Here is a 26,879-nt window from a genome sequence, read left to right as displayed (position 1 = left end):
TGCGGTCATCCATGACCGCAGAGCAAGATCAAAAAGCGGCCATCCGTGGCCGCACTCTGAATAAGAGCGACGCTTCGGCGGCGCTGTGACGAAAACTTGAAAGAATCCATCCGGAGCACATCCATGAGCCAGGGCAAAGTTGTTCAGATCATCGGCGCGGTCATCGACGTCGAGTTCGCGCGCGATCAGGTGCCGCAGGTGTACGACGCACTGAAGATCGACGGCATGGACATCACGCTGGAGGTCCAGCAGGTGCTGGGCGACGGCGTCGTGCGCACCATCGCGCTGGGCTCCACCGAAGGCCTGCGCCGCGGCCTGGTCGCGCGCAACACCGGCGAGGGCATCAAGGTGCCGGTCGGCAGCGCCACGCTCGGCCGCATCATGGACGTGCTGGGCAACCCGATCGACGAAGTCGGCCCGATCAACGCGGAAGACCACTGGGTCATCCACCGCGAAGCGCCGACCTACGACGAGCAGGCCGCGGCCAACGAACTCCTGGAAACCGGCATCAAGGTGATTGACCTGGTCTGCCCGTTCGCCAAGGGCGGCAAGGTTGGCCTGTTCGGCGGCGCCGGCGTGGGCAAGACCGTGAACATGCTCGAGCTGATCAACAACATCGCGACCCAGCACTCGGGCCTGTCGGTGTTCGCCGGCGTGGGCGAGCGTACCCGCGAGGGCAACGACTTCTACCACGAGATGCAGGACGCGGGCGTGGTCAAGCTCGACAATCTGCCCGAGTCGAAGGTGGCGATGGTCTACGGCCAGATGAACGAGCCGCCGGGCAACCGCCTGCGCGTGGCGCTGACGGGCCTGACCATGGCCGAGTACTTCCGCGACCAGAAGGACGCGTCCGGCAAGGGCAAGGACGTGCTGCTGTTCGTCGACAACATCTACCGCTACACCCTGGCCGGCACCGAGGTGTCCGCGCTGCTCGGCCGCATGCCGTCGGCGGTGGGCTACCAGCCGACCCTGGCCGAGGAAATGGGCGTGCTGCAGGAGCGCATCACCTCCACCAAGACCGGTTCGATCACCTCGATCCAGGCCGTGTACGTGCCCGCGGACGACCTGACCGACCCGTCGCCGGCGACTACGTTTGCCCATCTCGACGCCACTGTCGTGTTGTCGCGCAACATCGCCGCGCTGGGCATCTACCCGGCGGTGGACCCGCTGGATTCGACCAGCCGCCAGCTCGATCCGAACGTGATCGGCGCCGAGCACTACGACGTCGCCCGCCGCGTGCAGGGCACGCTGCAGCGCTACAAGGAGCTCAAGGACATCATCGCGATCCTGGGCATGGACGAGCTGTCCGAGGAAGACAAGCAGGTGGTGTCGCGCGCGCGCAAGTGCGAGCGCTTCTTCAGCCAGCCCTTCCACGTGGCCGAAGTGTTCACCGGCGCGCCGGGCAAGTACGTGTCGCTGGCCGAGACCATCCGCGGCTTCAAGATGATCGTGGACGGCGACGTCGACCACCTGCCGGAGCAGGCGTTCTACATGGTCGGCGGCATCGACGAGGCGATCAAGAAGGGCGAGGAGATGTCCGCCAAGAAGGCGGCCTGATCCGACGGCGGGCCGTGCGGCCCGCCTTCCCCTGAGCAGAACGAGACATCCCCATGGCAACCACCATCCGCGTCGAAGTCGTCAGCGCCGAAGCCGCGATCTACTCGGGCGAGGCCACGATGGTCGTCGCTACCGGCGACCAGGGCGAGCTGGGCATCACGCCCCGCCACGCCCCGCTTATCACCCGCCTAAAGCCCGGCAAGGTCGTCGTGACCGAGGCCGGCGGCGAGAAGGTCGACATCTCGATCACCGGCGGCGGCATCCTGGAGGTGCAGCCGCACGCGGTAACCGTGCTGGCCGATACCGCGCTGCGTTCGGAGGACATCGACGAAGCCGCCGCGCTGGCCGCCAAGAAAGAAGCGGAGGAAGCCCTGGCCAACCGCTCCGACGCCATCGACGTGGCCGAGGCGCAGGCAAAGCTGGTCGCCGCCCTGACCCAGCTGCAGGCGCTGGAGCGCCTGCGCAGGAACCTCAAGCACTGACGGGCTTTCTGGCCTGACGAAGACGCCGGCCTTGCGCCGGCGTTTTCGTTTGCGAAGCGCGGTTCCCTATCCCTCGCGGGAGGGGCCTGAACGAGGGTCGCTCTTACGATGAACCTCCCAAGCCCCCCGCCCCGGCTCCTCCATCGTGAGAGGACAGCGCGGGGGATTGGGCGCGAGCGTTTCCGTAGGCTCGGCTCTCCCACGGTATCCAGGAAGGACCGAACATGGCCCATGCGATCACCCTGTTCTGGGCCATCCTGCTGGCCGGCTGCGCCCATCTCGCCCCGACAACGCCCGCCGGACCCGGCGTCGGCTCGGCCAGCTACCGCACCGCCGCCGGCACCGGCCTGGCCCACTACCAGCTCGCGCTAGGCCAGGTGGCGACCGGCGCGGCGCTGCAGGCACATGAGCCGCCCGCGTACCCGGCCTCGATGCTCGCCGCCTGCCCGCCGCTGGTCGAACTGGCGGCGCGGGTGATCGTGGATGCTCGAGGCGTGGTCGGCGATGTACGGATGGACCCGCCGCCCGCGCAACAGCCTTTCGCCGATGCCGTGCGTCGCGCCGTGCGGGACTGGCGCTATGCCCCGCTCACGATCAGCCGTTGGTCCTCCGACGCGGACGGCAACAGCCATCCGGTGGACAGCGAGACCAAGCCCTTCAGCCTCGACTACGTCTTCATCTTTCGCTGCGAGCACGGCCACACATCGGTTTCGTCCGGACCCGGACAAGGAAGCCGCTGAGCACGCCCCCTGGACGTCCCGCGCACACTCCCGCGCCTAGACTCTAGGCGGGCTGGACCGCGGGAACGCTCATGAAACCTGTCTTTCGCCGCTCGCTTGTCGTAGCACTGGTCATCGTCGTCCTGCTGGTGACGGCGCGAGTGGCCCTGCCCTACGTGGTCAAGGACTACCTCAACCGCAAGATGGACCGGATGGGCGATTACCACGGCCACATCGCCGACATCGACATCCATCTCTGGCGCGGCGCCTACAGCATCGACGCCCTGCGCATCGACAAGGTCACCGGCAAGGTGCCGGTGCCATTCTTCGCCGCCGCCACCACCGACATCGCCTTGAGCTGGCGCGCGTTGACCCACGGCACCGTGCGCGGACGCGTCGAGTTCGACCAGGCCAGCCTCAACTTCGTCGATGGCGAAGGCAAGGCCGCCGGCCAGTCGGGCAAGGGCGTGGACTGGCGGCAGAAACTGGAGATGCTGCTGCCGATCCGGCTCGACGAAGTGCGCGTTCACCGCGGCGAGGTCACCTTCCACAATTTCGTATCGAGGCCGAAGGTCGACTTGAAGATGACCGACGTCGACGCCACCGTGATCAACCTGACCAACGCCGACCGCAGCCAGGGCCGGCGCGTAGCCGACCTCGATGCCAGCGCCAAGGTGCTCGGCAATGCCCCGTTGACGGCCAAGGCGAGTTTCGACCCGCTCGCCCCGCGGCTATTGGATTTCACCTTCGCCCTGAGCGTGACCGACATCGAGCTGACGCGCCTCAACGACCTGGCTCGCGCCTACGCCAAGCTCGACTTCGCTGGCGGCCACGGCACCTTCGTGATGCAGCTGGAGGCCAAGAACGGCGCGCTCGACGGTTATGCCAAGCCGTTGCTGCACGACGTGCAGATCTTCAGCTGGAAGCAGGATGTGGAGGAAGAACACAAGAACCCCCTGCGTATCGCCTGGGAGGCCATTGCGCAGGGCATCACCTCGCTGTTCAAGAACCATAAGCAGGACCAGTTCGCCACTCGAGTGCCGATCAGCGGCCGCATCGACAACAAGGACGTCAGCACCTGGGGCGCGATCGTCGGCGTGCTGCACAACGCCTTCGTCCAGGCCTACTCGCCCAAGCTCGAGGACCTCAAGCCGGCGCCCGCGAAGAAGGACTGATCCGTCCGCTCAGGCGAGCGCTGCTATCCTCGCCGGCCTGCCACCACCCATGGGTCGAAGATGTCAGCCACGCCCCTGCACGTCGTAATCCTCGCCGCCGGCGAGGGCAAGCGGATGAAATCGCGCAAGCCCAAGGTACTCATGCCGCTGGCGGGCCGGCCCCTGCTGGCCCACGTGCTGGATACGGCGCGCGCGCTTTCACCGGCGGCGATCCACGTGGTCTACGGGCACGCCGGCGATCAGTTGCGGGCTGCCTTCGCGCACGACATGGACCTGCGTTGGGTCGAACAGGCCGAGCGCCTCGGTACCGGCCACGCACTCGCGCAGGCGCTTGCGGGCATTCCGGGTGCGGCGCGCGTACTGGTGCTCTATGGCGACGTGCCGCTGCTGCGCGCCGCCACGCTCGCCCCCCTCGCACAGACCCCGGGCCTGGCCCTGCTCGCCACCGCGCTGGAGGACCCGCACGGCTACGGCCGCGTGTTGCGCGACCCATCTGGCCGTGTCGCCGGCGTAGTCGAGGAGAAGGACGCCGATGCCGCCCAACGCTCGATCCGCCTGGTAAATACCGGCATCCTGGCCGGCGATGCGGAAGCGCTCGCCCAGTGGATCGCCCGGCTGGACCGCAACAACGCGCAGGGCGAGTACTACCTCACCGACGTGTTCGCGATGGCCGCCGCCGAGGGCCGCCCGGCCGCCTGCGTGGAATGCGCCGATCCGGTCGAAGCGGCTGGCGCCAACAACCCGTTGCAGCTGGCCGAGCTGGAGGATCACCACCGTCGCCGCGCAACGCGCGAGCTGATGCACGCCGGTGTGCGCATCGCCGACCCGCGCCGACTGGAAATGCGAGGCACGGTCGATGCCGGCATGGACGTGGAGCTGGACATCGAAGTGATACTCGAAGGACACATCGTGCTCGGCGACGACGTGCGCATCGGCCCGTTCGTGCGCCTCAAGGACGTCGAACTGGCGGCCGGCACCGTGGTGCTCGCCCATTGCGACCTCGAAGGCGTCGTCACCCACGGCGCCTGCACCATCGGCCCGTTCGCGCGCCTGCGCCCGGGGACCGAACTGGCCGCAGGCGTGCACGTCGGCAACTTTGTCGAGACCAAGCAGGCCAGCCTGGGCGAGGGCAGCAAGGCCAATCACCTCACCTACCTTGGCGACGCGCGGATCGGTGCCGGCGTCAACGTGGGCGCGGGCACCATCACCTGCAACTACGACGGCGTCAACAAGCACGTCACCACGATCGGTGACGGCGCCTTCATCGGCTCGAACGCCGCGCTGGTGGCGCCGCTGACGATCGGCGCCCGCGCCACCATCGGCGCCGGTTCGGTAATCACCCGTGACGCACCGGCCGATGCACTGACCGTCGCACGCGGCCGCCAGACCAGCCTGGAAGGCTGGCAGCGGCCGCAAAAGAAGCCCAAGTGAATGGCCTGCTGATCGTGCTGGCCGGCCTGCCCGGCAGTGGCAAGACGACCCTGGCGCGGGCGCTGGCGGCGCGCACCGGCGCGGTGTACCTGCGCATCGACACGATCGAGCAGAGCCTGCGCCACGCCGGCATCGCACCCGAGGAGGAAGGTTATGCCGTCGCCATGGCCCTGGCCGGAGACCAGCTCGTGCTCGGCCACGTCGTGATCGCCGATGTGGTCAACGCGACCGCGCAGGCACGTCGCGGATGGCGGGCGACGGCCACCGGCGCCCAGGCACGGCTGGTCGAGATCGAGGTCTGCTGCTCCGACCTCATCGAGCATCGGCACCGGGTGGAAACCCGGCGCGCCGATATCGCCGGCCTCGAGTTGCCGGACTGGGAACGGGTGTCGGCACGCGACTACGCGCCCTGGGACCTCCCGCCGCTGCGCATCGACACCGCCGATCGCTCGGCCGACGACTGCGTGGCCGAGTTGCTACTGCAGCTGCCGCGGACGCTGGGTGCCGCGCTGGCGCGCGATCAGGCGTAGCGCCAGCCGTCGATCTCCACCAACAGCTCGCGCCGGCAGATGTCGCCGTGCAGCAGCAGTACCGGCACGCCGGGCAGGCGGCGGACGATAAACTCGCGCACCTGCGCGGCATCGGCCGGATGGCGCACGTACGCCTTCAATGGCGAATGGGTGTCGAAGCCTTCGGCCATGCCTGCGGTGGCCAGCAGCGTGTCGAGGTTGGTGAAGGTTTCCGCCAGCTGTGCATGCAGGTCGTCGGCATGGGCCGAAGCATGCCCGACGACCGCGGCGGTGCCGGAGATCGCCAGCACGTCAGACGCCGGCAAGGCCATCGCACGGGCGAAGCTGGGCGGGGTGCGGCCGTACTGCCTGGGATAGCGCCAGGCACTGACCTGGCGCGGGTTTTCCACCCGCTCACCGGGCTGGTCGCAGGCCAGCAGGTAGACCTGCAATACCGGTCGCGCTCCGTGGTGGCCGATCGCCGTGGCGGCGGGGAAACCGTCGGCGAAAAAGTCGCCCATGCCGGCGGCGCGGCCGTCGCAGAACAGCTTGTAGCGCTCGGCGTCGTCCTCGCCCTGGTTGATCGCAGCCAGGTAGTTCCAGATGCGCAGCACGTGGTGTTCGGCGCGCGCGTCGACCACTCGGCGAAGCTCTTCATAGGCGTGCCGCGCCGTGTCGCGGGGGCCACCGTGGTCGCGCTCGTCCACCTCGATGGCGGCAAACAGCCAGCCACCGCCGCGCGCCCAGCGCACCGCGCCATCGCAGCCGTGCTCGACCGGCGCACCGACCTGCCACACCTCCAGCGGTCCGGGCGCATCGAAGCTTTCCAGCCCGATCCTCAGGTAGCGCGGATCACCCATCGCCTGCGCGCCGGCACCGAAGCCGAACACCGCCAGGGTACCGGCCTCGGCCAATGCCTGGGCCGCCTCGCCGCTGCGGTAGGTGACCCTTGGCGCACGGCGGGGCGGCACGACCTCGGCCAGGGTGTTTTCGCAAGCTTCAGCCATGCGTCGCGGAACCGGGAATAAGGGCCGCTATGTTACACTCCGCGCCCGCTGCCGCCGGGGGGAGGCACACATGGGGTACGGAATTTCGCATGGCAGAACAGACCGCGGCGCAGCACGAGCTGGCCACCTTGATCGTCCAGAGCCTGAACCTCGATTCGCTGACAGCAGAGCAGATCGACCCGGACGCACCGTTGTTCGGCGGCGACCTCGGGCTGGACTCGATCGATGCGCTGGAGATCGCGCTCGCCGTATCCAAACACTACGGTTTCCAGCTGCGCTCGGACAACCCCGACAACCGGCGCATCTTCACCAGCCTGGCCACGCTCGCGGCGCACATCGAGCAGAGCCGCGCGGCCTGAGCGGTCGTGCACGCGCGGCAATGACGCCTTCGACAGGTTGCTGCGCGGATTATCCCGTCCACCTCTGCTGATGCACGCGCACGCCATGTCCGAGGCCCGGCACGCGCAAGCGCGCCCACTGCCGCTGCTGCTCGCCTACCCACTGCTGGCCATCGCCGGCGCGCTCACCCATTGGCAAGCCTTCACGCTGGCCGCGTCCGCCTTGCTGGCAAGCCTGCTGCTGTGGCCGGCACTGCGCGCCGGCCGGCCGGGCGCATGGCTGGCGTGGCTGGGCTTGCTCGGCGGCCTGGCCTGGCTTGCTGCGCGCGGCCTCGCCGCGCTCGCCTTGGACGCGGTGCCGCTGCTGCTGAACATGTTGCTCGCCTGGCTGTTCGGTCGCACCTTGCGGGCCGGGCGCCAGCCGCTGGTCGCACAGTTCATCGAAGCCATCGAAGGCGCGCCGCGGTTGGCGATGCCAGGCATCGCGCGCTATGCGCGTCTACTCACCGCGTTCTGGGCCGCGCTGCTGGGTGTGCAGGCGCTGGTGCTGGGCGCGATGCTGTTCTGCCAGGTACCCGGAGGCATGCTGGCGCGGCTGGGCCTGCCCTCGCCATGGCCGGTGCCGCTGACGTGGGTCCAGGGCTACATGCACGCCGGCGCCTACCTGCTGTTGGGCACGATCTTCGTGCTGGAGTATCTGTTCCGCCGCTGGCACCTGCGCCATCTGCCGCACCTGGGGCTGCCCGCGCTGTTGCACCGGCTGGCGCTACGCTGGCCGCAGCTGATCCGCGGCAGGAACCATGCGCCATGACCCCCGGTGCCTATCAGACGACGTTTTGCTTCGCGCCGGATCATCCCAGCCTTCCCGGACATTTCCCGGGGCGCCCGCTCGTTGCCGGCGTGTTGCTGCTCGAAAAGGTGGCCGAAGCGCTGCGCGCCTGGCGCGGCGAGCGGCTGGCTTGCTTGTGGGAGGCCAAGTTCGTCGCCCCGCTCCACCCTGCGGAGACTGCCCAGTTGCAGTTGACGCCGGCAGGAGCACGGGTACGCTTCGAGGTACGCCGCGGCGGCCAGCTGATCGCGCGCGGCCTGGTCGAGGGAGCGGCGGACGCATGAATCATCATTGGCAAAGCCGGCCCGAGGGCGGCGGCCGTTTCGCGCTGTGGCTGATTCGCAGCATCGCGCTGCATGGCGGGCGGCGGTTCGGGCGGCTGTTACTCTATCCGATAACGCTTTATTTCTTCCTGCGGCGGGGACCCGAGCGGGCGGCCTCGCGCGCGTACCTGAGCCGGGTGTTCGGCCGCCGCGCGTCGTCTTGGCAAGTGATGCGTCACATCCATTGCTTCGCGGCCACGACCATGGACCGCATCTTCCTGCTCGCCCACGGCGAAAAGGACTTCGAGATCGAGACCGTCGGTCTGGAGATGCTGGACGAACGGCTGGCACTAGGCCGCGGCGTGCTTCTCTTCGGCTCGCACCAAGGAAGCTTCGAGGCGCTGCGTGCGATCGGCGCGCGCCGCCCGGACATGCCGCTGCGCGTGCTGCTGGACAAGCAGAAGACCCCGGCGATGACCGAACTGCTCGAAGCGCTGGCGCCGGAAGTGGGCGCCTGCGTGATCGACGCCTCGCAGGACGGCACCTCGATCACCCTGGCCATCAACGAGGCCTGCCAGCACGGTGCGCTGGTGGCCTTGCTGGCCGACCGCGGGCGCGCCCACGAGACCTTGCGGCATGTTCCCTTCCTCGGCCAGAGCGCGCCGTTCCCGGTGGGGCCCTGGTTGCTGGCGCACTCGCTGAAGGTGCCGGTGGTGTTGTGCTTCGGCCTGTACCTGGGCGGCCGGCGCTATCGGCTGGTGTTCGAACCGCTGGCCGACCGGGTGGACATCCCGCGCCACAACCGCGGCCCGGAGCTGGACGCGCTCATCGCCCGTTATGCCCAGCGACTGGAGCATTACGTCCACGTGGCTCCCTACAACTGGTTCAACTTCTATGATTTCTGGCAGCAAGATCAGCGCACTGCTGTGCGCCCTGGCCCTGGCTTGCTCGGCGAGCGCATCGGCACCTGACGCCACCGATGCGCTGATCAGCCAGCTCGGCCGCCCCGCGCCGGCGCGTACCGCGTTTGCCGAGGCGCGCTTCATGCAGGTGCTCGACCGCCCATTGGTGGTTTCCGGCGAGCTGGCCTGGCTGGGCGGGGACACCCTCGAACGCCACGTGCAGAAGCCGCACGCGGAAACCGCGCGCATCACCGGGGGCAAGGTGTACCAGCAGCGCGAAGGCAAGGCCGAGCGCAGCTTCTCGCTGGAGCGAGCGCCGCAGCTTAAGGTGCTGGTCGACAGCTTCGTCGCCCTGCTCGGTGGCGACGCCAGCCGTCTGCGCAGGGCCTTCGCGATCGCTCGCCGCGGCGACGGGCACGGCGCCTGGTCGCTCACCCTGACGCCGCGCGACCTCGCGGTGGCGCGTACTGTGGCCAGCATCCGCATCGACGGCGAGAACGGACAAGCGCGCTGCATGTGGATGCAGGAGGCCGACGGCGACGTCGCCATCGACCTGCTCGGCGGCCTGGCTGCGAAGATGCCGGCGGCGCCGACCCGCGAGGCGCTCGCCGCGCTCTGCAAGGGCGGATGAGCATGCGCGGCAGCTCGGGCACGCCGGGGCACGTACGCGTCGCCATGCTGGCCGTCGCGTGGCTGCTGGCGCTGGCCCTGCTCGGCCTGTGGGTGGTGCAGCGGCTTCACGTCAGCACCGACCTGCGCAGCTTCATGCCGGCGCCGACCACGCCCGACCAGCGCCTGCTGATGGAGCAGGTGGGCGAGGGCCCCGGTTCGCGCCTGCTGCTGCTGGCGATCGCCGGCGCGGACGAGGCCAGCCTCGCCAGGCTCAGTCAGGACCTGGCCGCGAGGCTCAAGCCCGACGCTCGCTATACGCAGGTGCTCAACGGCAGTTTCGACCTCACTGCGCTCGACGCGAAGCTGCTGCCCTACCGCTACCTGCTCTCACCCACGCTCGATACGCACACGCTGGACGCGCCGTTCCTGCGCGAGGAACTGGAGCAGCGGCTGGATGACCTGTCCTCGCCGGCGGCGAGCCTGCTCAAGGACCTGCTGCCGCGCGATCCGACGCTTGAAGTGCTCAAGCTCGCCCAGCGCTGGGCGCCGGCCAACGCGCCGGAGCTGCGCGAGGGGGTGTGGTTCTCGCCGCAAGGCGAGGCGCTGTTGCTGGTGCAGACGGCGGCCGTCGGCTTCGACCCGGACGCGCAGCGGGCGGCGATCGACGGCATCGAAGCGGCACTGCGCGCGCTGCCCGGCGGCAGGGTGGTCCGATTGACCGTATCGGGCCCTGGCTACTTCAGCGTCGTCGCCAGCACGCAGACGCGCCAGCAGGCGGACTGGATCGGCCGCATCTCCACCATCGGCTTCATCGCGCTGCTGCTGCTGGCCTACCGCAGCGTGAGCTCGCTGCTGCTGGCCGCGCTGCCGGTGGCCAGCGGCGCGCTGGCCGGCATCGCCGCACTGACGCTGCTGTACCCGCAAGTCCACGGCATCACGCTGGCGTTCGGCTTCACCCTGCTCGGCGTGGCGCAGGAATACCCGATCCGCGTGTTGAGCCACCGTCGCGCCGGCGAGGATGCGGTGGCGAGCGTACGCGACCTGTGGCCGCTGCTGCTCACCGCGATCGCCTCGGCGTGCATCGCCTACCTGGCCTTCTACGCCTCGGGCGTCAACGGCCTCAAGCAGCTGGCGGTGTTCACGATCGTCGGCCTGCTGGCGGCAGGCTTCAGCACGCGCTACCTGCTGCCCCAGTTGCTGCCGGCGCGGGTGCGCGACGTCGCCGCGCTGCCGTGGCTCGTGCGCCTGCGCACGGCGGTCGATGCGCTGCCGCGGCCGCGCTGGATACCCTGGCTGGTGGCCGCGCTCGTCGTGGGCATGCTGGGGCTCTCGCGCGGGCCGTTCTGGCAGAACGACCTGGCCGCGCTGACCCCGCTGCCGACCGACCTGCTGCAACGCGACGCCCGCCTGCGCGCGGCGCTGGGCGCGCCGGACGTGCGCTACCTGCTGACACTGGAAGCGGCCACGCCCGACGCGGTGCTAGCGCTGTCCGAGCGGCTGCAGCCGAAGGCGGACAGGTTGATCGCGCAGCACGCCGTCGATGCGATCGAGCTGCCTTCGCGCTACCTGCCCAGCGTCGCGACCCAGCGCGCACGCCAGCAGAAGTTGCCCGATCGCGCCACGCTGGAGCATGCGCTCGCGCAGGCCACCGAGGGCCTGCCGTTCCGCAGTGGGCTGTTCGCGCCCTTCGTGACCGACGTGGAAACCGCGCGTACGCTGCCGCCGCTCACGCCCAAGGCGTTCGCCGCCAGTCCGCTCGGCCAGCGCCTGGCCGCGATGTTAATCCAGCGCGACGGCCGCTGGCTGGGCCTGGGCACGGTCAGCGGCGTGCATGATGCGGCGGCACTCGCAGCGCTTGCCCAGGGCAGCGGCGGCGCCGTGAGCGTGCTCGACCTTAAGGAGGCCGCCGAATCGTTGGTGGTCGCCTACCGCACCCGCATCCTGCAAGCCTTGTTGGCCGCCGCGGCGTTGCTGGTGCTGACCATCGGCCTGGCCTTGCGCAGCCTGCGCCGCGCCTGGCACGTGCTGGCGCCGATGACGCTGGCGACCTTCCTGGTGCTGGCGGTCGAGCGCGTGGCCGGCGTGGAGGTTTCCCTGTTCCACCTGGTCGCGCTGATCCTTGCCGCCGGACTGGGCCTGCACTATGCGCTGTTCTTCGAGCGCGACACGGGCGATGCGGCCGAGCAGCGGCGCACGCTGCATGCCACGCTGGTCTGCGTGCTCTCGGCGCTGCTGGTGTTCGGCATGCTGGCCTGGGCGACGATTCCTGTGCTGCGCGCGATCGGGCTGACGGTCAGCCTGGGCGTGGCCTTCCATTTCTGCCTTTCCATCCTGATGGCGCCGCACGCGCCCGCCGACGATGCTGCCGAAAAGTGACTGGGCGCACCTGATCCCGCATGCCGGCGACATGTGCCTGCTCGATGCCGTGCTGGCCTGGGACGAACACACCGTCCACGCCTGCAGCGACGGACATGCGCGCGCGGACCATCCGCTGCGCGGGCCGCACGGCCTGCACGCGGTGCACCTGGTCGAGTTCGGCGCACAGGCGATGGCCGTGCACGGCGCGTTGCTGGCTCGTGCGCGCGGCATCGAGAGGATGCGACCGGGCCTGCTGGTCAGCCTGCGCGAGGTCGCCCTGGCGATCGAATACGTATCACCGGGCGGACGCCTGGACGTCCATTCGCATTGCATGTACGCCGACGATGCCGGCGCCCAGTACGCCTTCCGCGTGGAACAGGCCGGCCGCGTGCTTGCCAGTGGCCGCGCGGCGGTGATCCATCCTGACGAGGCCCTTCCATGAGCACGAAACCCGCACTCCGCCGCGCGCTGGTCACCGGTGGCAGCGGCGACCTGGGCAGCGCGATATGCCACGCGCTGGCGGCGGCCGGCTACCAGGTGATCGTTCACGCATACAGTGAGCCGGCGCGCGCCGAGGCCGTGGTATCGGCCATCCGCGGTCATGGCGGGGAGGCAAGGGCGATCGCGTTCGACGTCGCCGACGCATCGGCCACGCGGCATGCCGTGGAAACGCTCCTGCTCGACGGCCCGATCCACGCGGTGGTCAGCAACGCCGGCGTGCACGCCGACGCGCCGATGGCGGGCATGGCCGTGGAGCAATGGCACGGGGTCATCGACGTCTCGCTGCATGGCTTCTTCCATGTGGTCCAGCCGCTGCTGCTGCCGATGGCGCGGGCGCGCTTCGGACGGGTGGTGGCGGTCGGCTCAGTGGCCGGCCAGCTCGGCAACCGCGGCCAGGCCAACTACGCGGCGGCCAAGGCCGGTCTGCACGGTGCGGTGAAGTCGCTGGCGCGCGAGATGGCCTCGCGCGGCATCACTGCGAACGTGGTGGCACCGGGCATCATCGAGGGGCGCATGGCCGGCGAGTGCTTCCCGCTGGAGCGCATCCGCGAAATGGTGCCAGCGCAGCGGGCCGGCCGCCCGGAAGAGGTGGCCGCGCTGGTCGCCTTTCTTTGCTCGGAGGCAGCCGGCTACGTCAACGGCCAGATCATCGGCGTCAACGGCGGCATGGCCTGAACGCGCCCGACCTCGGCTGCGTCAGCGAATCAGGCGCGCCGGTTCGCCGGCTTCCACCGCGAGCAGCCCTTCGTCGTCGATCACCGTTGGCGGCCCTTCGTGCGAACGCCGATAGCTGGCGAGGATGCTGCCGTAATGCATCACCCGGCCGATGGTGTAGGCGGTGATGCGCACCACGTCGCGCACCGGACTGAAATGGCTGAGCCGGAACTCTCCCTGGTAGCGCGAGGCGATCGGTACCGACACCACGCCCAGGCCCTTTTCGCGGCAGGCGGCGATCAGGATGGCCGCCTCGAACACGAAGTTTTCCGCCGGCAGGTCGACCAGTTCCAGCGCGGCGCGTGGGTACCAGCGCTGGCCGCTCTGGGTATCGGCTACCGGCAGGCCACAGCCCCAGGAGATGCCCCAGTCGGCCACCGCGTTGGCGCGGCGGCGGCCTTTGGGCTGCTGCTCGCGTTCGAGCAGGCGCGCGCCGATCACGATGTGGTCGGGATAGCGCTGTGCCGCAGCGACGATGCGCGGCACGTCAGCGGCCAGGTGCTGGCCATCGCCATCCATCGTCACCACGGCATCGAAGCCCTGCCTGAGCGCCTCGCGGAAACCGTGGCGCAGCGCCTCGCCCTTGCCGCGGCGCACCGGGTGGCGCAGCAAGGTGACCGGCAGGGCTCCTACGATCTGTGGCGTGCGGTCGTCCGAGCCGTCGTCGATGACGATCACCGGCACATTCAGCGCCAGCACCGAGGTGACCACCTGCTCGATCGCCGCCTCTTCGTTGAGGCAAGGGATGAGTACGCACCAACGCGGCGAAGTCGGTTTCAAGCGCATTCCTCCAATTGAACTTCCATGCCGAGCGAACCGGTCGCCATCAGTCGGCAGCGGCCGGTGCCCTGCGCCAGCAGCGCCAGCAGCGGCAAGGCCGAAGCCGATGGGCTGCTGGCCATCCAGGTGGCCGGCAGCGCCGCTGCGGACGATGCACCGGCGATGCTAGCGGGACAAAGGTGCAGATCAAGTCGGCCCAGCGTGGAGGCGCCCGGCTGCGGTGCGAGTACCAGCGCGCAGGCGAACGGTGCGACGCAACCGGTGACTTCGGTCAGCGGCCCGCTGCCGGCGGTATCGCTGCACACCAGCAGCACGGGCCTTGCATCGGCCACGGCCAGGATGGCCGCTTCGAGCAGGCCGGCCCCGAAGCTGGCCTGTTGCGCGCATACCGCGTTGGAGGGCGCATGGCAGCCGGTGGCGATGGTCCAGTAGCCGGCGGGGGCGTTATGCACCGAGTTGTGGAAACGCGTCGGCGAAAGCTCCGCCGGCGCGGTCGCGAGGACCGCGCACATGTAGTCCATGATCGGCTGGTCGCCATGCGAGGAGGCGAACACGCAGGCCAGCGTCGACGCGTCCAGACCGCTCATGGCCACCGCCTGGTCGGCCACCTCGATGGCCAGCAGCACGCTCTCGGGCGCACGCCGGCGCTCGTTCGCCGGCAGCCGGGATGCCGGGGGACGCGCGGGCGGCGGAGCCACATCCTGGCCCCGGAGCGCGCCACGCAGGGCGGCGAAATCGGCCAGCTGCGGTGACCACACGCCGACGCCCTGGACGTACACCTGCAACCGGCTCATGCGCGGCGATCCGCGCGGGCAAAAGCCAGACAGGCGTTGTTGCCGCCGAAGCCGAACGAGTTGCTGAGCGCCACCTCGACCGCCCGCGCCTCGTTGTGCCAGGCGAACTGCGGGCCGCAGGCGGGATCCGGGTCGGCGCCTCCGAGGTTGCCCGGCACCAGGCCGTGGTCCAGCGCCAGCAAGGTGATCACCGCCTCGAGGATGCCGGCGGCACCGAGCGTGTGGCCGGTGAAGCCCTTGGTGCTGCTGGCCCGCGTCGACGGCGGGAAGGCGCGGGCGATCAGTGCCGCCTCCACTTCATCGTTCTTCAAGCTCGCGGTGCCGTGCAGATTGATGTAGTCGACCCGCGCAGGCTCGATGCCGGCGCGCGCGAGCGCATCGTGCAGCGCGATCTCGGCGCCCAGGCCCTCGGGATGGGGCGTGGACATGTGGTGGGCATCGCTGGCTTCGCCGTAGCCGAGGAGACGCAGCGCACGGGGCGCGGCGTCGACGCGCTCGAGCAGCGCGAAGCCGGCTGCCTCGCCGATCGAGATGCCGTCGCGGGCGCGGTCGAACGGGCGGCACGGCGCGCGCGAAACCAGTTCCAGCGCGTTGAAGCCGAACAGCACGCTCTCGCACAGGGTATCCACGCCGCCGACCACCGCGGCGTCCACCAACCCCAGGCGGATCATCCGCTCGGCGCTGGCGAACACCTTGGCGCTGGAGGAACACGCCGTGGACACGGTCAGGCACGGGCCTTCGAGCGCCAGCGCTTCGGCGACGAATCCGGCAAGCGAATGTGGCGTGTGAATCGGCCGGCGCAGCATGTCCTGCGGAAAACCGCCATCGGGATCGAGTCGGCGGTAAGCCTCCTCGGTGGCACCGATGCTGGCGGTGGACGTGCCCAGCAGCAGCGCCACGCGGCTGGCGCCATAGCGTTCGCGCACCGAGCGCACGGCATCGAGGAAACCGTCCTGGTTCAGGCCCAACCAGGCGAGCCGATTGTTGCGGCACTCCCACGCCGCCAGGGCGACCGGCAGCGGCGCTTCTTCCAGACCCTCCACACGCCCCACCCAGCACGCCAGCGCGACCTGGCTGAAATCATTGGCACGCAGGCCGGAGCGGGCGTCCTGCAAGGCCTGGCGATGGCCCTCGAGGCCTCGGCCCACGGCGGAGGTGGCGGTAAAAGCAGAGATCGCGAGCGGGGAGATCGGTTGCGGCATCGAGCCAGCCTAGCGGCGGTGCACGACCTTGCCTAGCCTCGCTTACACGGTGGCGGCCGCTTGTTCAGGCAGGTGAGGGAAGCGTGCATGAATGCGGTGGCGCAGCTGCCTGCGCACACTCGCGGCTCCCTCTCGATCCACGATGCCGTGGCCGCTTCCGTCCTCGCAATCCGCCGGCGCGACCGACAACGGTGACTGCTACAAGTCACGCGGCTTCCGCCGCCTCGTCCGCCGGCTCGGCATGCGCCACCTGCGTACTCGACCCTACAGGCCCCCACCAACGGCAAGGCCGAACGCCTGGTGCAAACCAGCCTGCGCGAGTGGTCCTACGCCAGCTCTTACGCTGACTCCGAACAGCGCACCCGCGCCCTCAGGCCTTGGCTGCACCAACTGGTATCGACCGCATGCCACCCTTGGCTACCGCCCACCCATCTCGCGCATTCCACTGAACAACGTGCTGGCTTTGCACAGCTAGATCGCGCCCGCGTCGTCGCGCCGCAGCGCCGGCGCGGGCGAGCTTGTTAAGCTCTGTGCATTGCGTTTTGCGGATGCCCGATGAGCCAGCAAGCCGACCAGGCCGAAACCTTCCTGCGCGAACTGCAGGACCGCATCTGTAGCGCACTCGAAACCCTCGATGGCACGGCATGCTTCGTCGAGGATCGCTGGACCCGCGAAGCCGGAGGCGGCGGCCGTACCCGCGTGCTGCGCGACGGCGCGCTGTTCGAGCAGGCCGGCGTCAACTTCTCGCGCGTCAGCGGCCACACCCTGCCGCCCAGCGCGACCGCGCACCGGCCGGAGCTGGCCGGCGGCAGCTTCATCGCGACCGGCGTCTCGCTGGTACTGCATCCGAAGAATCCGTACGTGCCCACCACGCATGCCAACGTGCGCTATTTCGAGGCGAGCAAGGAAGGCGTGGAACCGGTGTGGTGGTTCGGTGGCGGCTTTGACCTGACCCCGTACTACCCGTTCGATGAAGACGTGCAGCATTGGCACACGGTCGCACGTGACCTGTGCGCGCCCTACGGGACCGACCTCTATCCACGCTACAAACGCTGGTGCGACGAGTACTTCTATCTGAAGCATCGTGCCGAGACGCGCGGCGTCGGCGGGCTGTTCTACGACGACCTGAACGAGGGCGGCTTCGAGCGCTGCTTCGCCTTTACCCGCGGCGTCGGCCAGGGCTTCCTCGATGCCTACCTGCCGATCGTGCAGCGTCGCCGCGACACGCCCTGGGGCGACCGCGAACGCGAGTTCCAGTTGTACCGGCGCGGCCGCTACGTGGAATTCAACCTGGTCTATGACCGCGGCACGCTCTTCGGGCTCCAGTCGGGCGGGCGCACCGAGTCGATCCTTATGAGCTTGCCCCCGCGCGTGCGCTTCGAGTACGCCTATGCGCCCGAAGCCGGCTCGCCGGAGGCGCGGCTGGAGGATTACCTCAAGCCGCGCGATTGGCTGCCTGAAACCTAGGTGGCCCCGGGCGGGCTTCCGCCCGCTGCCGTAGCCCGCTCGGTCACGGCTGGGCACTGCTGAACTTCACCGGCGTGGCGCCCACGACCTTGCCGATCTGGGCACTGTCGCTGACCTGCAGCACCACCTCGCGGCGGAATTCCAGCGTGCCCTGCACTACCGCGTGGGGGCCGATCACGATATGCGGCGGGCGACTGTCGCCGAAGTGGAACCAGCCACCGGGCTTGTCCACCAGGATGCCGCCCTCCACCCGCGAAGCTTCGCCGACGTCGATGTCGCCACCGACCGTGCCCAGGCCGCCTGCGACATGTGCCGCGTCCAGCGTGATCGCGCCGTTGACGTTGGAAACGCGGCCGCCGACGTCGGCATTGCGGCCGAGGCGGATGCCGCCGTTGACCGCCTCGATCTTGCCGTGGACGCGGCTGTCCGCGCCCAGCGTGATGCTGCCGTTGACGGTGCCCAGCGACTGCGCCTGGGCGTGCGTGCCCAGTTCCACCGAGCCGTTGACCGTGCTGGCGTCGCGCACGGTGGCGTTGTCGCCCACGCGCACGGCGCCGTTGACGGTGCTCACGTCGCCCGCGGTCTGGCCGGCCTCGACGCGAGCGGTGCCGTTGACCTTGTCGATGTCGCCGTCGCCGGCCATCGCCGCGAGCGGCAGGCAGAAGGCGAGGGCCAGGGCGAAAGCAAGATGGTGACGACGCATATCGGAGCTCCGTAGGATGGTTTGCCTGGGCATGGATGCACCCGCCCCGCACAGGGTTGCCATGACCTGTGGCAGGGTCGATTTGACCTCCAGGCGGTCACCCCGCACCATTTCACGTTTCCGGGTCGCCAGGCCAAATGACATGCATAAGCTCGTCCTGATCCGCCACGGCCAGTCCCAGTGGAACCTCGACAACCGCTTCAGCGGCTGGGCCGACGTCGACCTCACCGATCAGGGCATGGCCGAGGCGAAGGAAGCCGGGCGACTTCTGCTGGAAGCAGGCTACACCTTCGACGTGGCGCATACCTCGGTGCTAAAGCGCGCCGTGCGCACCCTATGGGGGGTGCTCGACGCGATGGACCTGATGTGGCTTCCGGTGGTCACCGACTGGCGCTTGAACGAACGCCACTACGGCGGTCTGACCGGGCTCAACAAGGCGGAAACCGCCGCGAGGTACGGCGAGGACCAGGTGAAGATCTGGCGCCGCAGCTACGACATTCCGCCGCCGCCGCTGGAGCGCGCAGCCAACCCGTCGCTGCGCGATCCGCGCTACGCGTTGCTCGACCCGTCGCTGATCCCCGACACCGAATGCCTGAAGGACACCGTCGCCCGAGTGCTGCCGTACTGGCACGACGTGCTGGCGCCGGCGGTGGCCTCCGGCCAGCGCGTGTTGGTGGCCGCGCATGGCAACTCGTTGCGCGCGCTGATCAAGTACCTGGACAATATCTCCGACGAAGCGATCGTCGAAATGAACGTGCCCAACGGCGTGCCGCTGGTGTACGAGTTCGACGAGACCATGAGGCCGTTACGCAGTTACTACCTGGGCGACGCCGAGGCGATCGCCGCGAAAATGGCCGCCGTGGCCAACCAAGGCAAGGCAAAGTAGGTCCATCGGCTGGCTCCGAGGGGCCTCGATGCAGCCCTCGCGCTGACAGCTGTCATTTGCGAAGGGTGCCTGGCATCCCTCGTGTCGGACTGCCCGCGCGGATAGGCTTCGCTGCATCTGTCCAGGGAGCACGCCATGGCACCGAACCTCCTCATGCCCGCGCTGGTCTCGCCGCTGGTGGCATTCATGGTGTGGCGTCGCGTTCGCCGCCAGTTCGGCCGCCAGCCCGTTCGCCACGGACTCATGATGGTCCGCGTGGCGATCCTTACCGTGGTGGCCGGCCTGGCCTGGCTGGCCGGCCTGCACGATCCGCGTCTGCTCGAAGGCTTAGCCGGCGGCCTGCTCGGCGGCATTGCGCTGGGTCTGCTCGGGTTGCGCCTGACCCGTTTCGAACGGAGTGTGGACGGCCGCGATCTTTACCTGCCCAACCCGTGGATCGGTGCCGCTATCGCTGCCGTCCTGGTCGGGCGCCTGGCCTGGCGCTTCCTGGTGTTGATGCCTTACGCGGGCGCGACTGACTCGACCATGGCGTCGACCGCTCCCCAGCTCGGCAACAGCCCCCTAACCTTGCTGGTGGTCGGTCTGATGATTGGCTACTACGTCAGCTATTACTTAGGGCTGCTCGTCCATCACCGGCGCTTCGCGCGAACCTTGGGCTGAAGCCCTCAGAGCGCGTCGTTGTCCAGCTCGCCCGTGCGGATGCGGATCACCTGCTCCAGCGGGCTGACGAAGATCTTGCCGTCGCCTATCTTGCCGGTACGTGCCGCTTGCTGGATCGCCTCGATCACCCGCTCGAGCTGGTCGTCCGCCACAGCCACCTCAAGCTTGATCTTGGGCAGGAAATCGACCACGTATTCGGCGCCGCGATAGAGCTCGGTGTGGCCTTTCTGGCGACCGAAACCCTTGACCTCGGTCACCGTGATGCCCTGCACGCCTACCTCGGCCAGCGCCTCACGCACGTCGTCCAGCTTGAACGGCTTGATCACTGCCACGACCAGCTTCATGAATGTTCCTTCCGGTACCTGTGCACGCAGGCGGCATTGTGCCTGTCTTGCCCTGAAGCTGTCGCCCCGGTGGGGCGTGTAGGAGAATCCCTACAATTTCTGACGGAACCGGCCGATGGTGTACACGCATCTCCTATACCTAGACTTCATCCCGACCCGCTCGAGGTGCCGTCCATGATGGATCGGCAGGAAATCGACAGAATTGCCCTGCGACTTGTGTCGCTGGTACCGCCAGGGTTGGCACAGGCGCAGCAGGATTTGCGAACCAACTTCCACGATGTCCTGATGCAAGGATTGCGTCGCCTCGAGCTGGTCACCCGCGAGGAGTTCGAGGTCCAGAGTCAATTGTTGGCGCGCACCCGTGCCAAGGTCGACGAACTGGAAAGACGCGTCGCCGAATTGGAGGCCGACGCGGCTGGCCGCGAGCCCTAGCTGCCAGCTCCCGGGAGCCGCCCCCGATCTGTCACCCTCACCCCGAGAACGATCGGGGGCGGTTATTTTTGCCTGTACGTCGATGGAGTCGCGTTTCACATGCACCCTTGCGACCCTATCGTGTGCGGCCGGCATGACCATAGGGGGCCACGTGCGCCACGTCACGCAGGGCAGCCGTTGACGAACGCCCACGCCAGTCCACATCAGTTCGGCCGGTCGATCCCGTCATTCAGACTCGCTCCACCAAGTGCGCTGGCGAGTCCCCAGGCCATCCCGGCGATGCCATGAGCCTGGCAGTTACTTTGAGCCGTGCCCAAGAGGGTGTCTCCGCGCCGCAGGTCATGGTCGAGGTGCACCTTTCAGGCGGCCTGCCGGGCACGCACATCGTGGGCTTGCCGGAAGCAGCCGTACGGGAAGCACGCGACCGCGTGCGGGTGGCGATCCAGAACGCCGCGTTCGAGTATCCCAACCGCAAGGTCACGGTGAACCTCGCTCCCGCCGAGCTACCCAAGGACGGAGGCCGCTTCGATCTCGCCATCGCGCTGGGCATCCTGGCCGCTGGGGGACAAGTGCCCCGGGAGAAGCTCGACCAGTGCGAGTTTCTCGGCGAGCTCGCGCTGTCCGGTGACCTGCGGGGTGTCTCCGGCGTGCTGCCTGCGCTGTTGCGTGCGCGGGCGCGTGGGCGACGCGTGGTTGTGCCACGCGCCAACGCTGCCGAGGCGGCGCTTGTGCCCGAAGCCGAGGTACTGGTAGCCGACACGCTGGCGGAAGTCTGTGGCTGGCTGCGCGATGCGCAGGAACTGGCCCTGCCGGGCCGGCCTGACGATGGGCAATCGGCCGATCCGGACGTGCCCGACCTGGTCGACGTGCGCGGCCAGTTGCAGGCGCGCCGCGCGCTGGAGATCGCTGCAGCCGGGGGGCATCATCTCCTGCTGGTCGGTCCGCCTGGCACCGGCAAGACCATGCTGGCCGAGCGCCTTCCCGGCATCCTGCCGCCACTGGACGAGTCCGAGGCGCTGGAAACCTGCGCGGTGCTCTCGGTGGCCGGTCAGCCGGTCGACCCAGCCCGATGGAGGCGCCGTCCGTTCCGCGCACCGCACCATACCGCTTCCGCAGTGGCGCTCGTCGGCGGGGGCTCCAACCCTCGCCCGGGTGAGATCTCGCTGGCGCACAACGGCGTACTGTTTCTCGACGAACTGCCCGAGTTCAACCGGCATGTGCTGGAGGTACTGCGTGAACCGCTGGAATCGGGCCATATCCTGGTTTCGCGGGCGGCGCGGCAGTCAACCTTTCCGGCACAGTTCCAGCTCGTCGCCGCGATGAACCCGTGCCCCTGCGGATACGCGGGCGACGCACGCGAGCGTTGCCGCTGCACGCCCGACCAGATCCAGCGCTATCGCAGTCGCATCTCTGGTCCGCTGCTGGACCGCATCGACCTATGCGTTGAGGTGCCGCGCGTGCCGTTGGCTGAGCTGGGCGCGCCCTGCAGCGTGTACGACGAGGATTCGGCGACCGTGCGTGCGCGGGTGATCCAGGCCCGCGAATGGGCCTTGGCCCGGGCAGGCCGAGCCAACGCCGAGATCAACACGCGCGAGCTGGAACGCGATTGCGGGTTGGGTGCGGCCGAACGGCGCTGGTTCGAGGCAGCGCTGGAACGGCTAGGACTGTCGGCCCGCGCCTATCACCGGACCTTGCGGGTGGCCCGTACCATTGCCGACCTCGATGGCGGCGCGGCGCTGCTCGACCGGGCGCATCTGGCCGAGGCGCTGCAATATCGCCGCTTTTGATTTCTGTACTGCCGGGTATTGACATTGCCCGGCCATCGCCTAATATCTGCACTCGCCGGTACTTAAATGCTGCCGGCCGCCGCCCCGGTATCGGTCCCCCTCCCTCCCCCGCCCGATACCGGGGCCGGCCTCCTCTCCTCCGGTGCTCATCTCCGCCCCCCGTCCGACTCAGGCGGCCGAGGCCCGCTGGAACTGCGCTTCCTCGGTCGACCCCTTGAGTGCGGTGGTCGAGGACTGCCCCTGCTGGATCGCCTGGGTAACCTGGTCGAAGTAGCCGGTACCGACCTCACGCTGGTGCTTGACTGCAGTAAACCCACGCTCGGCGGCGGCGAACTCCTTTTCCTGCAGGTCCACGAAGGCGCTCATTTGCCGTCGGGCGTAGCCGTGCGCGAGTTCGAACATGCCGTAATTGAGGCTGTGGAAACCGGCCAGCGTGATGAACTGGAACTTGTAGCCCATGGCGCCCAGTTCCTTCTGGAAAGTCGCGATCGTCGCGTCGTCCAGGTTCTTGCGCCAATTGAAGCTCGGCGAGCAGTTGTACGCCAGCAGCTTGCCCGGGTACTGCGCATGGATCGCCTCTGCGAAGCGGCGTGCGTCCTCCAGATTAGGCTTGCTGGTCTCGCACCAGACCAGGTCGGCATACGACGCGTATGCCAGACCCCGGCTGATGGCCTGGTCGAGACCCGGCCTGACGCGGAAGAAGCCCTCGACGGTGCGCTCGCCGGTGAGGAAGGGCTTGTCGTTGTCGTCGACATCGGAGGTGAGCAGATCGGCCGCATCGGCATCGGTACGGGCCACCAGCAGGGTCGGCACGCCGCAGACGTCCGCGGCCAGGCGTGCGGCGGTGAGCTTGTCAATGGCCTCGCGGGTTGGCACCAGGACCTTGCCTCCCATGTGACCGCATTTCTTCACTGCGGCAAGCTGGTCCTCGAAGTGCACGCCAGCGGCACCGGCCTCGATCATCGCCTTCATCAGCTCGAAGGCGTTGAGCACGCCGCCGAAGCCGGCTTCGGCATCGGCCACGATCGGCGCCAGCCAGTCGATCTCGTCGCTGCCTTCGGCGTGATGCAACTGATCGGCACGCAGCAGCGCGTTGTTGATCCGCTTGACCACCTGTGGCACCGAGTTGGCCGGGTAGAGCGACTGGTCCGGATACATCTCGCCCGCGAGATTGGCGTCGGCGGCCACCTGCCATCCGGACAGGTAGATCGCCTTCAGGCCCGCCTTGACCTGCTGCATGGCCTGGTTGCCGGTGAGCGCGCCGAGCGCGTTGACGAAGTCGTCCTTGTGCAGCGATTGCCACAGCTTCTCCGCGCCGCGCCGGGCCAGCGAATACTCGATGGACACCGTGCCGCGCAGGCGCACCACGTCCTCGGCGGTGTAGTTGCGGCGGACGCCCGCCCAGCGGGGGTTGTTGGTCCAATCCAGCGAGAGCTGTTCGGCGGTCGGCAGATGGGTCTTCATGAGTCGGTTCCTTGAGTAGGGAATTCCAGAGGCCCGCTGTCAGGCGAGCAGCTCGTAGGCGGGCAGGGTGAGGAAAGCGCCGAGTTGGCTGGCGTGGGTCAGTTGGGCGAGAAGGGTGGCCGCCTCGTCGGCGCGGCTGGCGCCGGGAAGGTCGCTGCCGCGCAGCCGATGGGCATGTGCGGCCAGCAACTGGTCGAACAACGCCATGTCGATCGGTGCGCCATCGGCGAACTCCAGCGGCACGCAATCGTTGCGCTCTCCGGGCTCGGCGGCGTAGTGCAGCCACTGCCATAGCTGGGTGCGCGCGATCTCGGCCGTGGCGGCGTCCTCCATCAGGTGGTGGATCGGCACGCAGCCGAGGCCTTCCAGCCAGGCGGCGGTGTAGCGCAAAGCCACCTCCACGTTGTTGTCGAAGCCGGCACGGGTGATCGTTCCGCAGGCCGGCGCGAGCAGTTGCTCGCGCGTCACCGCGACGTCCGGGCGCAGCACGCCGAGCTGGTTCGCGCCTTCCATGTGCCGGTCGAACACCTCCCGCGCCACCGGCACCAGCGCCGGATGGGCGACCCAGGTTCCGTCGTGCCCGGCGCGCACTTCGCGCAGCTTGTCCCCGCGCACCTTCTCCAGCGCGGCCTCGTTGGCGGCCTCGTCGCCCTTGATCGGGATCTGCGCGGCCATGCCGCCCATGGCGAAGGCACCGCGGCGATGGCAGGTCTGGATCAGCAGCTCCGAATAGGCCTTCAGGAACGGCACGGTCATCTGGACCTGACCGCGTTCGGGCAGCAGGCGGTCACGGTGGCGGCGCAGGGTCTTCAGGTAGGAAAAGATGTAGTCCCAGCGGCCACAATTGAGGCCGACGACGCGCTCGCGCAGCGCATGCAGGATCTCGTGCATCTGGAACGCCGCCGGCAGCGTCTCGATCAAAACGGTGGCTTTCATGCAGCCGTGCGGCAGGCCAAGTTCGCCCTCTGCATGCGCCATCACGGCATCCCACAGGGCGGCTTCTTCCATGGCCTCTAGCTTGGGCAGGTAGAAGTACGGACCGCGGTCGCGCCGGTGCAGGGCGCGGGCGTTGTGGAACACGAACAGGCCGAAGTCCACCAGCGCCCCTGCCATCGGCTCGCCGTCGACCTCCAGATGGCGCTCCGGCAGGTGCCAGCCACGCGGGCGCACCACCAGCACGGCCGGCTCGGCACCGAGCCGATAGCGGCGTCCCTCGGGCGAATCCCAGGCGATGGTGCCGGCCACGGCATCGATCAGGTTGCGCTGGCCGTCGAGTTGGTTGTCCAGGGTCGGCGTGGAGGAGTCCTCGAAATCGGCCATGAACACCTGCGCACCCGAATTGAGCGCGTTGATGACCATCTTGCGCTCGACCGGACCGGTGATCTCCACGCGCCGGTCGCGCAGTGCAGGCGGGATGGGCGCCACCTGCCAGTCGGCCTCGCGGATCGCCCGGGTATCGGCGCGGAAATCCGGCAGTGCGCCGGCATCCCAGCCCGCCTGGCGTTCGGCGCGGGCCGCGAGCAGGACGCGGCGATGGGTGTCGAAGCGCCGGTGCAGGCTGGCCAGGAAGGCCAGCGCGTCATGGCTGAGAAGGTCGCGGTAGGCAGACGTGTCGCCGTGGACGGTCAGCGGGCCGGGATCGATTCGTTCCTGCGGGACGGCCATGGATGCAGCTCCTTGGAAGGGTGTCATCCACGCTAGGCTCGCCAACCTATTTTTGACAAAGCGAATGTTTCAATTTTTCTTATTGAAAAAGTCAAAGTTATCGCTAAAACTCGCCCTAATGGCGCCTTTCGAAGGGGAAGTGATGGCCAACCGACCAAGCCCACGCCCTCGAAAAATCCTCGACGAGGCAGACACAGCCGAGCGCTATTACTACAAGGGCAACCGCCACAAGCAGCTGCGCGCGTTTGTGAGCATCGTCAAGCTGGGTACGCTCACCCGGGCAGCCGAGGCGTTGTTCCTCTCCCAGCCCACCGTCACCCTGCAATTGCAGGCCCTGGAGCGTGAACTGGGCGTGCCGCTGCTGGAGCGGCGGCGGCGGCGCATCAACCTGACCGATGCCGGCGAGGTGCTGTACGAGCTGGCGCGGCCGCTGATCGACGGCTGGGACAACCTCGACCGCGACTTCCAGGCCCGCGTGAAGGGCCTTACGGCCGGCCGCCTGACCATCGCCGCCGGCGCCTCGACCATCCAGTACCTGCTGCCCGCGATGGTGCGTCGCTACCGTGAAGCCTATCCGGCGGTGCACTTGCAGTTGGCCAATGTCACCGGCCGCGACGGCCTGGCGCTGCTGCGGGCCGACGAGGCAGATTTCGCGGTCGGTTCGATGCTGGACGTGCCCAACGACATCGCCTGGGCGCCGCTGCGCCAGTACGACCCGATACTGATCACGCCGTTGGACCACCCGCTGGCGCACAAGAGCGAGGTGGCGCTGGAGGACCTTTCGCCCTATGGCCTGATCCTGCCGCCGCAGCGGCTGTCCACCTACCGGCTGGTCGATCTGGTGTTCCAACAGCGCCAGGTGCCCTATCAGGTGGCGATCGAGGTGGGCGGCTGGGAGGTGATCAAGGAGTACGTGGCCGCGGGCCTGGGTATTTCGATCGTCACCGGTATCTGCATCACCGAGGCCGACCGCTCACGCCTGGCCATGCGCAACATGAAGCGCTGGTTTCCGCAGCGCAGCTACGGCGTTGTGGTGCGCAAGGGCAAGTTCCTCAGCGCCGAGGCGCGCGCCTTCATCGATCTGGTGAAACCCGGGCTGCTGACCCACCGAGAGCACGACGAGCCCGGCCACTCGCGTCGCTAGGACGAGTGCTAGTTGTGTAAACCCACCAGGTTGTTCATGGTGATGCGGGTGATTGGGGCCCGGTAATCCAGGCTGGCGTGTGGCCGATGCCAGTTGTACTGGTGTAGCCAGGTCAGCCAATGGGCGGCGCGCTGGGCAGAGTGCTCGTAGCTGC

General features: G+C 68.6%; 28 protein-coding genes and 2 pseudogenes. 21 read left to right on the top strand and 9 right to left on the bottom strand.

The genetic code is table 11. The features are described 5' to 3' along the window. Positions 1–123: 123 nt before the first annotated feature. From atpD to VGU65_RS05045, 6 genes are all read left to right on the top strand, one after another. Positions 124–1,557 (top strand): F0F1 ATP synthase subunit beta, encoded by a 1,434-nt coding sequence (atpD, locus tag VGU65_RS05070; protein WP_327473473.1) that lies wholly within the window; start codon positions 124–126, stop codon positions 1,555–1,557. 53 nt (positions 1,558–1,610) lie between these two features. Next, the gene (locus VGU65_RS05065; RefSeq protein ID WP_327473471.1) at positions 1,611–2,039 is read left to right on the top strand and encodes a F0F1 ATP synthase subunit epsilon; all 429 of its coding nucleotides are present in this window, start codon (positions 1,611–1,613) and stop codon (positions 2,037–2,039) included. Between the two features lie 224 nt (positions 2,040–2,263). After that, positions 2,264–2,779 carry an energy transducer TonB gene (locus tag VGU65_RS05060; RefSeq protein WP_327473469.1) on the top strand — a complete coding sequence of 172 codons (516 nt, stop codon included), beginning with the start codon at positions 2,264–2,266 and terminating at the stop codon, positions 2,777–2,779. 71 nt (positions 2,780–2,850) lie between these two features. Further along, positions 2,851–3,933: a DUF748 domain-containing protein gene (locus VGU65_RS05055; RefSeq protein ID WP_327473467.1), complete on the top strand. Its 1,083-nt coding sequence runs from the start codon at positions 2,851–2,853 to the stop codon at positions 3,931–3,933. 60 nt (positions 3,934–3,993) lie between these two features. Beyond that, positions 3,994–5,364, top strand: a complete 1,371-nt coding sequence (glmU, locus tag VGU65_RS05050) for a bifunctional UDP-N-acetylglucosamine diphosphorylase/glucosamine-1-phosphate N-acetyltransferase GlmU (protein WP_327473465.1) — start codon at positions 3,994–3,996, stop codon at positions 5,362–5,364. Beyond that, complete coding sequence (locus tag VGU65_RS05045) at positions 5,361–5,894, top strand: P-loop nucleotide/nucleoside kinase family protein (protein ID WP_327473463.1); 534 nt, start codon at positions 5,361–5,363, stop codon at positions 5,892–5,894. The genes glmU and VGU65_RS05045 overlap by 4 nt, the downstream gene beginning before the upstream one ends. Here the strand turns inward: VGU65_RS05045 and VGU65_RS05040 are convergent. After that, on the bottom strand, positions 5,885–6,880 hold the full coding sequence (locus tag VGU65_RS05040) for a chorismate transformation FkbO/Hyg5 family protein (protein ID WP_327473461.1): 996 nt from the start codon (positions 6,878–6,880) through the stop codon (positions 5,885–5,887). The genes VGU65_RS05045 and VGU65_RS05040 overlap by 10 nt on opposite strands. 89 nt (positions 6,881–6,969) lie before the next feature. Between VGU65_RS05040 and apeE the strand changes: the two genes are divergently transcribed. The 8 genes from apeE to fabG all read left to right on the top strand — a co-directional run bounded on the left by apeE (position 6,970) and on the right by fabG (position 13,358). Next, positions 6,970–7,239 (top strand): ApeE family acyl carrier protein, encoded by a 270-nt coding sequence (gene apeE / locus VGU65_RS05035; RefSeq protein WP_327473458.1) that lies wholly within the window; start codon positions 6,970–6,972, stop codon positions 7,237–7,239. Between the two features lie 85 nt (positions 7,240–7,324). Beyond that, positions 7,325–8,029, top strand: coding sequence for a xanthomonadin biosynthesis protein (locus VGU65_RS05030; RefSeq protein WP_327473456.1), 705 nt, complete (start codon positions 7,325–7,327; stop codon positions 8,027–8,029). Then, the gene (locus VGU65_RS05025) at positions 8,026–8,331 is read left to right on the top strand and encodes an ApeI family dehydratase (RefSeq protein ID WP_327473454.1); all 306 of its coding nucleotides are present in this window, start codon (positions 8,026–8,028) and stop codon (positions 8,329–8,331) included. The genes VGU65_RS05030 and VGU65_RS05025 overlap by 4 nt, the downstream gene beginning before the upstream one ends. After that, entirely contained in the window at positions 8,328–9,281 is a 954-nt protein-coding gene (locus tag VGU65_RS05020) for a lysophospholipid acyltransferase family protein (RefSeq protein WP_327473452.1), read from the top strand. The genes VGU65_RS05025 and VGU65_RS05020 overlap by 4 nt, the downstream gene beginning before the upstream one ends. Continuing rightward, positions 9,205–9,843, top strand: a complete 639-nt coding sequence (locus VGU65_RS05015; RefSeq protein WP_327473450.1) for a LolA-related protein — start codon at positions 9,205–9,207, stop codon at positions 9,841–9,843. Before VGU65_RS05020 ends, VGU65_RS05015 begins: the two co-directional genes overlap by 77 nt. Then, positions 9,840–12,200, top strand: coding sequence for an MMPL family transporter (locus VGU65_RS05010; RefSeq protein ID WP_414655797.1), 2,361 nt, complete (start codon positions 9,840–9,842; stop codon positions 12,198–12,200). The genes VGU65_RS05015 and VGU65_RS05010 overlap by 4 nt, the downstream gene beginning before the upstream one ends. Further along, on the top strand, positions 12,184–12,624 hold the full coding sequence (locus VGU65_RS05005) for a hotdog family protein (RefSeq protein ID WP_327473448.1): 441 nt from the start codon (positions 12,184–12,186) through the stop codon (positions 12,622–12,624). Before VGU65_RS05010 ends, VGU65_RS05005 begins: the two co-directional genes overlap by 17 nt. Continuing rightward, complete coding sequence (gene fabG, locus VGU65_RS05000; protein ID WP_327473446.1) at positions 12,621–13,358, top strand: 3-oxoacyl-ACP reductase FabG; 738 nt, start codon at positions 12,621–12,623, stop codon at positions 13,356–13,358. Before VGU65_RS05005 ends, fabG begins: the two co-directional genes overlap by 4 nt. A 21-nt stretch (positions 13,359–13,379) precedes the next feature. On the opposite strand, the gene VGU65_RS04995 is transcribed toward fabG, so the two are convergent. Genes VGU65_RS04995 through VGU65_RS04985 form a run of 3 tightly spaced genes read right to left on the bottom strand, consistent with a single transcriptional unit; the run spans position 13,380 to position 16,173 of the window. Continuing rightward, the gene (locus VGU65_RS04995; protein ID WP_327473445.1) at positions 13,380–14,177 is read right to left on the bottom strand and encodes a glycosyltransferase family 2 protein; all 798 of its coding nucleotides are present in this window, start codon (positions 14,175–14,177) and stop codon (positions 13,380–13,382) included. After that, positions 14,174–14,971: a beta-ketoacyl synthase chain length factor gene (locus tag VGU65_RS04990; RefSeq protein ID WP_327473443.1), complete on the bottom strand. Its 798-nt coding sequence runs from the start codon at positions 14,969–14,971 to the stop codon at positions 14,174–14,176. The genes VGU65_RS04995 and VGU65_RS04990 overlap by 4 nt, the downstream gene beginning before the upstream one ends. After that, a complete protein-coding gene (locus VGU65_RS04985; RefSeq protein ID WP_327473441.1) occupies positions 14,968–16,173 on the bottom strand; it encodes a beta-ketoacyl-[acyl-carrier-protein] synthase family protein in 1,206 nt (401 codons plus the stop codon). Before VGU65_RS04985 ends, VGU65_RS04990 begins: the two co-directional genes overlap by 4 nt. Before the next feature lie 181 nt (positions 16,174–16,354). On the opposite strand from VGU65_RS04985, the pseudogene VGU65_RS04980 reads away from it, so the two are divergent. Together VGU65_RS04980 and hemF are read left to right on the top strand one after the other, a co-directional pair. Beyond that, a pseudogene (locus VGU65_RS04980) lies at positions 16,355–16,648 on the top strand (integrase core domain-containing protein); the annotation flags it as partial. Positions 16,649–16,728: 80 nt separating this feature from the next. After that, positions 16,729–17,640: an oxygen-dependent coproporphyrinogen oxidase gene (gene hemF / locus VGU65_RS04975; RefSeq protein WP_327473439.1), complete on the top strand. Its 912-nt coding sequence runs from the start codon at positions 16,729–16,731 to the stop codon at positions 17,638–17,640. Positions 17,641–17,683: 43 nt separating this feature from the next. Here hemF and VGU65_RS04970 read toward each other — a convergent pair whose 3' ends face one another. Continuing rightward, the gene (locus VGU65_RS04970; protein WP_327473437.1) at positions 17,684–18,343 is read right to left on the bottom strand and encodes a DUF4097 family beta strand repeat-containing protein; all 660 of its coding nucleotides are present in this window, start codon (positions 18,341–18,343) and stop codon (positions 17,684–17,686) included. A 142-nt stretch (positions 18,344–18,485) separates the two neighbouring features. Here VGU65_RS04970 and gpmA point away from each other — a divergent pair, with 142 nt between their 5' ends. After that, a complete protein-coding gene (gene gpmA / locus VGU65_RS04965) occupies positions 18,486–19,229 on the top strand; it encodes a 2,3-diphosphoglycerate-dependent phosphoglycerate mutase (protein ID WP_327473435.1) in 744 nt (247 codons plus the stop codon). 135 nt (positions 19,230–19,364) lie between these two features. Continuing rightward, positions 19,365–19,889 carry a CcdC protein domain-containing protein gene (locus VGU65_RS04960; RefSeq protein WP_327473433.1) on the top strand — a complete coding sequence of 175 codons (525 nt, stop codon included), beginning with the start codon at positions 19,365–19,367 and terminating at the stop codon, positions 19,887–19,889. Positions 19,890–19,894: 5 nt separating this feature from the next. Here the strand turns inward: VGU65_RS04960 and glnK are convergent, their stop codons facing one another. Next, the gene (gene glnK / locus VGU65_RS04955) at positions 19,895–20,233 is read right to left on the bottom strand and encodes a P-II family nitrogen regulator (protein WP_327473431.1); all 339 of its coding nucleotides are present in this window, start codon (positions 20,231–20,233) and stop codon (positions 19,895–19,897) included. 174 nt (positions 20,234–20,407) lie between these two features. Here glnK and VGU65_RS04950 point away from each other — a divergent pair, with 174 nt between their 5' ends. Next, complete coding sequence (locus VGU65_RS04950) at positions 20,408–20,665, top strand: accessory factor UbiK family protein (protein ID WP_327473429.1); 258 nt, start codon at positions 20,408–20,410, stop codon at positions 20,663–20,665. Positions 20,666–20,949: 284 nt separating this feature from the next. After that, positions 20,950–22,452 carry a YifB family Mg chelatase-like AAA ATPase gene (locus VGU65_RS04945; protein WP_327473427.1) on the top strand — a complete coding sequence of 501 codons (1,503 nt, stop codon included), beginning with the start codon at positions 20,950–20,952 and terminating at the stop codon, positions 22,450–22,452. Between the two features lie 168 nt (positions 22,453–22,620). Here VGU65_RS04945 and aceA read toward each other — a convergent pair whose 3' ends face one another. Continuing rightward, on the bottom strand, positions 22,621–23,916 hold the full coding sequence (gene aceA / locus VGU65_RS04940; RefSeq protein ID WP_327473425.1) for an isocitrate lyase: 1,296 nt from the start codon (positions 23,914–23,916) through the stop codon (positions 22,621–22,623). 39 nt (positions 23,917–23,955) lie between these two features. Beyond that, positions 23,956–25,581, bottom strand: a complete 1,626-nt coding sequence (aceB, locus tag VGU65_RS04935; RefSeq protein ID WP_327473423.1) for a malate synthase A — start codon at positions 25,579–25,581, stop codon at positions 23,956–23,958. Positions 25,582–25,723: 142 nt separating this feature from the next. Here aceB and VGU65_RS04930 point away from each other — a divergent pair, with 142 nt between their 5' ends. Next, positions 25,724–26,725, top strand: coding sequence for a LysR family transcriptional regulator (locus tag VGU65_RS04930; protein ID WP_327473421.1), 1,002 nt, complete (start codon positions 25,724–25,726; stop codon positions 26,723–26,725). An 8-nt stretch (positions 26,726–26,733) separates the two neighbouring features. On the opposite strand, the pseudogene VGU65_RS04925 reads toward VGU65_RS04930, so the two are convergent. After that, positions 26,734–26,879, bottom strand: a pseudogene (locus VGU65_RS04925) (IS481 family transposase); the annotation flags it as partial.

This window comes from Frateuria sp., assembly GCF_035943815.1.
Classification (GTDB): domain Bacteria; phylum Pseudomonadota; class Gammaproteobacteria; order Xanthomonadales; family Rhodanobacteraceae; genus Frateuria_A.
This window is presented reverse-complemented; position numbering and strand designations above follow the sequence as displayed.